The 6,310-nt window shown below is 74.6% G+C and carries 5 protein-coding genes and 1 pseudogene; 2 read left to right on the top strand and 4 right to left on the bottom strand.

What is annotated here, in order from left to right:
* Positions 1 to 332: 332 nt before the first annotated feature.
* Together AB0E96_RS36985 and AB0E96_RS36980 are read right to left on the bottom strand one after the other, a co-directional pair.
* Positions 333 to 1,664: an FAD-dependent oxidoreductase gene (locus AB0E96_RS36985; RefSeq protein ID WP_359830553.1), complete on the bottom strand. Its 1,332-nt coding sequence runs from the start codon at positions 1,662 to 1,664 to the stop codon at positions 333 to 335.
* A gap of 424 nt (positions 1,665 to 2,088) precedes the next feature.
* Positions 2,089 to 2,994, bottom strand: coding sequence for a TIGR01777 family oxidoreductase (locus AB0E96_RS36980; protein WP_359830551.1), 906 nt, complete (start codon positions 2,992 to 2,994; stop codon positions 2,089 to 2,091).
* A gap of 85 nt (positions 2,995 to 3,079) precedes the next feature.
* Between AB0E96_RS36980 and AB0E96_RS36975 the strand changes: the two genes are divergently transcribed.
* A complete protein-coding gene (locus AB0E96_RS36975) occupies positions 3,080 to 3,577 on the top strand; it encodes a GNAT family N-acetyltransferase (RefSeq protein WP_359830550.1) in 498 nt (165 codons plus the stop codon).
* A gap of 117 nt (positions 3,578 to 3,694) precedes the next feature.
* On the top strand, positions 3,695 to 4,771 hold the full coding sequence (locus AB0E96_RS36970) for a DUF2510 domain-containing protein (RefSeq protein ID WP_359830548.1): 1,077 nt from the start codon (positions 3,695 to 3,697) through the stop codon (positions 4,769 to 4,771).
* Between the two features lie 17 nt (positions 4,772 to 4,788).
* On the opposite strand, the gene AB0E96_RS36965 is transcribed toward AB0E96_RS36970, so the two are convergent.
* Positions 4,789 to 5,304: a DUF4240 domain-containing protein gene (locus AB0E96_RS36965; protein WP_359830555.1), complete on the bottom strand. Its 516-nt coding sequence runs from the start codon at positions 5,302 to 5,304 to the stop codon at positions 4,789 to 4,791.
* Between the two features lie 168 nt (positions 5,305 to 5,472).
* Positions 5,473 to 6,192, bottom strand: a pseudogene (locus AB0E96_RS36960) (2-oxo acid dehydrogenase subunit E2); the annotation flags it as partial.
* Positions 6,193 to 6,310 lie beyond the last annotated feature (118 nt).

Genomic DNA, 6,310 nt, shown 5'->3' with positions numbered 1-6,310 from the left:
GGCGCGAACGCCCGCCGGTACTACGAGCACGTGCGGGACAACGACCTCTTCCTGACCCACGTGCTGATCAACCCGGCGATCGACCGGTCGACCCGGCCGCTCCACGGTGGCGGCCACCGGCGGGCCGCGGTCCCGAAGGGCCGGAACGGGACCCCGGTGTCCCGGTACGCCGTCGGTCTGTCACCCCGGCAGACCGCTGACGTGTCCGGGCGTCTGGCCGTGCTCGACCCCGCCGTGCCCCGCCTCGTCGTACCTGGCCTTGCCGCGGGTCGCCTCGGCGCTTGCGGGCGCTTGCCGGTGCGTGTCGGCGCCTGCCGGCGGGGCCCGGGCCGTCAGGCCGCCGCCTCCGCCTCCGGCACGTCGGCCGGGACGCCGAGGTCGCCCAGAACCGCCTGTGCCGCCCGCCGCCCCGAGACCAGCGCGCCCTGCACGGTGCTGGTGTCCCGGTGGTCCCCGGCGACGTACAGCCCGGCCAGCAGCCGCACCGGGCGGCGGTGGTTGTGCGGCGGAGGCATCGCGGGCAGCGCGTCCGGGACGTGCCGCACGCCGAGGAACTGCCAGCCCGACGTCGAGCCGTCGTACAGCTCGGCGAGCCGGGCCCGGACGGCCGGCTCCAGCCCGGCCGGGCCGCCGATGTCGAAGGCGCGCCGGCCGAGCACGGTGCTGGCGATCAGCGCCTGGCCGGCCGGGGCGTAGGACGGGTGCAGCTCGCTGAGCACCAGCGAGTGCGAGACCAGGGGCGGGTGTCCGTTCGGCCGGTCGCCGTCGAGCAGCAGGACGGCCTCTCCGAGCGGGGCGGCGTCGGCCGCGTGGTAGAAGGTCGTGACGGGGTGGAAGTCCGGCAGTCGCAGCCCGGGCAGCAGGTCGGCGGCGGAGCGGGCGTCGGTGGCGACGATGACGGCCTGGGCGCCGATCCGTCCGTGGCCGAGGGTCTCCACGCCGTCCGCGGCGATCGAGGTGACCCGCACCCGGGTGCGGACGGTGCCGGCGGGCAGGGCGGCGGCCAGCTGGGCCGGGACCGCCGCGATCCCGCCGGCGGGCAGACAGAGCCGTCCGCGGGCGTACGAGCGCAGCACGAGGTCGGCGACCCGGCTGCTGGTGCCGAGCGCGGGGTCGGAGAGCAGGGCGCTGAGCAGTGGGCGCAGGAAGCCGTCCACGGTGCGCTGGGCGAGGCCGTGGCCGGCCAGCGCGCGGGCAGTGGTGGTCTCCGGTCGGGCCTGGAGCCGGCCGACCGGGGTGGTGGCGAGCCGGCCGAGCCAGCCGGCCAGCCGGGCCTTGTCCAGCGGGCTGCCGAGCGGGGCCCGGGTGGCGGCCTGCCGGGCGACGGTGAGTTGGGGGTCCCCGGCGCGGTAGCGGCGGCCGGCGTTGTGCACCAGTACGCCGGGCGCGAGCGGGCGCAGGTCGAGGCGGTCGAGGTCGAGGGTGCGGCGGAGTTCGGGGAATGCGGTGTTCAGCAGATGGCTGCCGTCGTCGAGCCGGAATCCGTCCTGTTCGCGGGTGGCCATCCGGCCGCCGATCCGGTCGGTGGTCTCCAGAACCTGAACGGTGAGGCCGTGGCCGGTGAGCGCGCGGGCGGCGGCCAGGCCCGCGAGTCCGGCGCCGACCACGACGACGTCCGGGTCGGACGGCCGGCGGGCGCGACGGGTGAAGTCGTACGTGGGCACTGGGATGCTCCCTCCCTGGTCCCGGGGCTCCGGCCGACGCAGGCAGCGGGGTGCCGGGACACGGTCCGTGGAGGGTGATGCCCAGTCAGTGTGAGCGTCAGACAAGCGCATCGGGCCGGATCCGGGGGTCCGGGAGGGTCCTGCGGCGCCGGGCGGGGGTGCGGTCACGGACAGTGCGCCGTGGCGGCCGGGTTCGGGGGTCGGCGGGCGCGTACGGTCACCGGGGGCGTGCGACGCGCCCACCATGTGCTCCCATGCGCCCCCTCCTCGGGCCCCCTCGAACCCGGCTCGGCATATGCCGCTGGCCAGGGTGGATGCCGTTCTCGGAGTGCGTACGAGTGCCGTACGGGTGCCGTGCGACCCGTGCGCACGCCACCCGCCCAGCGCGCGCGGCCACCCCGCGCGCCTCGTGGTCCCGCACCCGTCACATGGCCGCGAGCACCGCCGAGTACACGTCCGGGTGGGTGAAGCGGAAGCCCGCGTCCAGCAGCCGCCGCGGCACCACCCGGTGGCTGCCGACCACCTCGACCGCCAGCTCGCCCAGGACCGCCTTGAGCACCGCCTCCGGCACCGGGAACGGCGTCGGCCGCCGCAGCGCCCGGCCGAGCGCGGTCGTCAGCTCGGCGTTGGTCGCCGGGTTGGGCGCGGTGAGGTTGAAGGCGCCGGAGAGGTCGTCGTGGTCGATCAGGAACCGCAGCGCGGCCACCTCGTCGTGCAGCGAGATGAAGCTCCAGTACTGCCGCCCGTTGCCGAGCCGCCCGCCGAGGCCCAGCTTGAACAGCGGGAACAGCCGACCGCCCGCGCCGCCGGCCGAGGACAGCACCATCCCGGTGCGGGGGTGGACGACCCGGATCCCGGCCCGCTCGGCCGGCCGGGCGGCGTCCTCCCACTCCCGGCAGACCTCGGCCAGGAAGTCGTCGCCGGCGGGGGAGTCCTCGTCGATCACCCGGTCGCCGGTCTGGCCGTACCAGCCGACGGCGGAGGCGCTCACCAGCACCCGCGGCGGCTCCTTGAGCCCGGCCAGCGCGACGGCCAGCGTCTCGGTGCCGTACACCCGGCTCTCCCGGATCTCCCGCTTGTAGGAGTCCGTCCAGCGGCGGTCGCCGACCCCGGCGCCGGCCAGGTGCACCACGGCCTGGACCCCGGCCAGCCCGTCCCGCTCGACCTCGCCGAGCAGGGGGTTCCAGCCGATCGCCGTGCTGCCGTCCGGCCGTGGGCCCGTCCTCGACCGGTGCCGGACCAGCCGCACCACCTCGTGGCCGTCCGCCAGCAGGGAGCGGACGAGCGCCGAACCGATCAATCCCGTGGAACCCGTGACAGCGATGCGCATGCGCCCATCCTCGCAGCTCCCGCGCTCTCCCGCGGTGTTCCCGACCGTCCGTCAGCTGCCCGGACGCCCCGTTAGCATGACGCGCATGCCTGGCGACGATCTGATCATCCGTACGGCGCGTGGCGAGGACGAGCGCGAACTCGCCGTCCTCAACCACGCGGCCTGGTCCCTCCTGTCCGACGTCTCTCCGCAGCCGCTCGTCGAGGACCCGGTCTTCGACGAGCGGCACACCCCCGAGCAGTACCTGCTGGCCGTGCTGGACGGCCGGATCGTCGGCTACGTCCGCCAGGTCCCGTCCACCCCGCTGGCGAGCAACCGGCACGTGCGGCAGATCCAGGGCCTGGCCGTCGACGGGACCGTCCGCGGCCGGGGCGTCGGCCGCCGGCTGGTCGAGGCGGCCTGCGCGGCGGCCCGGGCCGCGGGCGCCCGCAAGATGAGCCTGCGGGTGCTCGGCTGGAACGCCCCGGCCCGGCGGCTCTACGAGAGCTGCGGCTTCGTCGTCGAGGGCTCGCTGGCCGAGGAGTTCCTGATCGACGGCCGATACGTGGACGACGTCTGGATGGCCCGCCCGCTGGCCGACTGAGCCCGGCGGCGGTCCGAACAAGCCTGCGGCGGACGGCGGTTCACCACCTCCAGGGTGGTACGGAGTCGTGACGGTCCCGCCCTGTCCCGGCCGCCGCCGCGCCGGTACCGTACGGCCGTGAGCAACTCGACGCCTCCCGGGTGGTACCCGGTCCCGGGTGCGGACGGCACCCCCGGTCACGAGCGCTGGTGGGACGGCAACGCCTGGAGCAACGAGGTCAGGCCGCTCCAGGGCGGCGTCGCCGGGGGGCTCGCCGACGCCCCCACCCAGGGCTGGCCGCCGGCCGACCAGCGGCCCGGCCACGGCTACCCCGGCGGTCCGGCGGCCCCCGCCTACGGCTATCCGGGCCAGGACGCCCACCAGCCCCAGGCCTACGGCTACCCGCCTCAGGACGCCTACCCGCACCAGGGCCAGGCCCCGGCCGGCTACCCGCCCCAGGGCCCCGGCTACGGCTACCCCGGGCCCGGCTACCTGCCGCCGCCCGGGGCGGCCAGGTCGAGGACCGGCCCGGTCATCGGCATCGGGGTCGCCGTGCTGGCCGCGGGCGGGATCGTCGCCGGGATCCTGCTCAGCGGCGGCGGCGACCACCGGGCGGACCCGACCCCGGACCCCACGGTCACCGTGGCCGGGAGCGGCAGCCCCTCGGTGAGCCCCGGCCCGTTCACGCCCTCCCCCGCGCCCAAACCCGCCCCCGTCCTCAAGAGCACCGTCCCCGACGCGCAGCACGCGATCACCGTGCCGGTCTTCGACGGCTGGGAGGTGTCGAGCAACCCGCCGCACTCGACGGTCTACCTCGGCACCGGCCGCTACACCTGCCCGGATAACAGCTCCTGCATCCGCGGCCAGTTCTCGGTCGAGAAGGACACCGTCCAGGGCTCCACGCCCAAGGCGGCCGCCGACGCCCGGATGCCCGACTACGCCGGGCAGATCTTCTCCGGGGTCAGCTCGCACACCGACGCCGGATCGGGGTACGTCAGCGTGGCCGGGGTCCTCGGCTACGCCACCCGCTGGCACATCCGCACCACGGACGGCACCCAGGGCTACGTCCTGCTGGCCGCCCTCCCGGCCAAGGGCGGCGGCTACGTGGTCATGGAGGGCGGCGTGGACGACAGTCCGGCCGCGCCGGACTTCTCGGTGCTGGACCAGATCCTCAAGGGCATCAAGCAGGACGGGTCCTCCGGCAACAGCGCCTGACGCGGCCGACGGGGGCGTCAGTCCCCGTACCGCTCCCACAGCTTGGGGAAGCGCTTCGCCATGACGTCCGGGTCGTCGAAGTCCAGGGCCGGCCCGGACGGCCGCTCGGGCTGCCGCCCGCCCACCTCGGGCAGCGGCAGCCCGGTCAGCTGCTCGTAGGCCTCGTCGGCGGCGTAGCCGAGGTCCTCGGCCTCGCCGTCCTCCTCCTCGTCGAACTCGGGCAGCAGGTCCGCCAGGTCGTCCGGTTCGGTCAGCCCGCCTTCGAAGACCTCCCGGCCCTGGCCGATCAGCCAGGAGCGGAAGTAGTCGAAGGTGTCGTCGGAGGCGCCGTCGAGCAGCAGGTAGGCCGCGCCCCACAGGTCGTAGCGGTGGGCGCGGTGGTGCCGCGCCTGGTACAGCCGGGCGAAGTCGATCACGTCGTCCGGGGTCAGCTGGAGGAGCCGTTCCACCAGGAGGTCGGCCTGCTCGTCGGGGTCGCCGTCCGCGGCGTCCCGGGTCTCGTCGATGATCTGCCAGAAGTCCGTCTCGTCCATCACCGCTCAAGCATCCCCGTTCGGCCGCGTCCGCGCATGCCGCCGCTCGGTGCGGGCCCGCGACAGGACCCGTAACGGGGGCCTCCGGGGCCGGGAACGGCGGAACCCCGCGCCGTCCGGGGACGACGCGGGGTTCCGTACGCGGGGTTCCGCGGGGACCTGGTGGGGTCAGAGGCCGAGCTCGACCTCGAACTCGCCGGCCTCCAGGATCTCCTTGACCGCGACCAGGTAGCGGGCGGCGTCGGCGCCGTCCACCAGGCGGTGGTCGTAGGAGAGCGACAGGTAGGTCATGTCGCGGATGCCGATGGCGGTGCCGCCGTCGGCCTCGATGACCACCGGGCGCTTGACGGTGGCGCCGATGCCCAGGATGGCGACCTGGTTCGGCGGCACGATCACGGTGTCGAACAGCGCACCGCGCGAGCCGGTGTTGCTGATGGTGAAGGTGGCGCCGGACAGCTCGTCCGGGGTGATCTTGCTGTCGCGGACCTTGGCGGCCAGCTCGGCGGTCTTCTTCGAGATGCCGGCGATGTTGAGGTCGCCCGCGCCCTTGATGACCGGGGTCATCAGGCCCTTCTCGGAGTCCACCGCGATACCGATGTTCTCGGTGTCGAAGTAGGTGACCGTGCCCTCGGCGTCGTTGATCCGGGCGTTGACCACCGCGTGGACCTTCAGCGCCTGGGCGGCGGCCTTCACGAAGAACGGCATCGGGGAGAGCTTGACGCCCTCGCGGGCCAGGAAGCCCTCCTTCGCCTTACCGCGCAGCGACATGATCTTGGTGACGTCCACCTCGACCACGCTGGTCAGCTGGGCCTGCTCGTGCAGCGCCTTCATCATGTTGTCGCCGATGACCTTGCGCATGCGGGTCATCTTGACGGTCTGACCGCGCAGGGCGGACGGCGCGGCGGCGGCCTGTCTAGGTTCGAGTCCTGGTACCCCAGCGCAGTACGCAAGTACGGCACAAAAGAAGATCAAGCCCCCGTTGTGTAGCGGCCTAGCACGCTGCCCT

Origin of the sequence: Kitasatospora sp. NPDC036755 (assembly GCF_040636595.1) — a bacterium.
GTDB lineage: Bacteria > Actinomycetota > Actinomycetes > Streptomycetales > Streptomycetaceae > Kitasatospora.
Note: the sequence above shows the minus strand (reverse complement) of the source record. Positions and strands in the feature narration are given on the sequence as shown.

What these genes read in the sequence shown, in the direction of transcription:
- AB0E96_RS36980 (WP_359830551.1), bottom strand. Translation starts at nt 2,994, where the DNA reads ATGCGCATCGCTGTCACGGGTTCCACGGGATTGATCGGTTCGGCGCTC.
- AB0E96_RS36975 (WP_359830550.1), top strand. Translation starts at nt 3,080, where the DNA reads ATGCCTGGCGACGATCTGATCATCCGTACGGCGCGTGGCGAGGACGAG.
- AB0E96_RS36965 (WP_359830555.1), bottom strand. Translation starts at nt 5,304, where the DNA reads ATGGACGAGACGGACTTCTGGCAGATCATCGACGAGACCCGGGACGCC.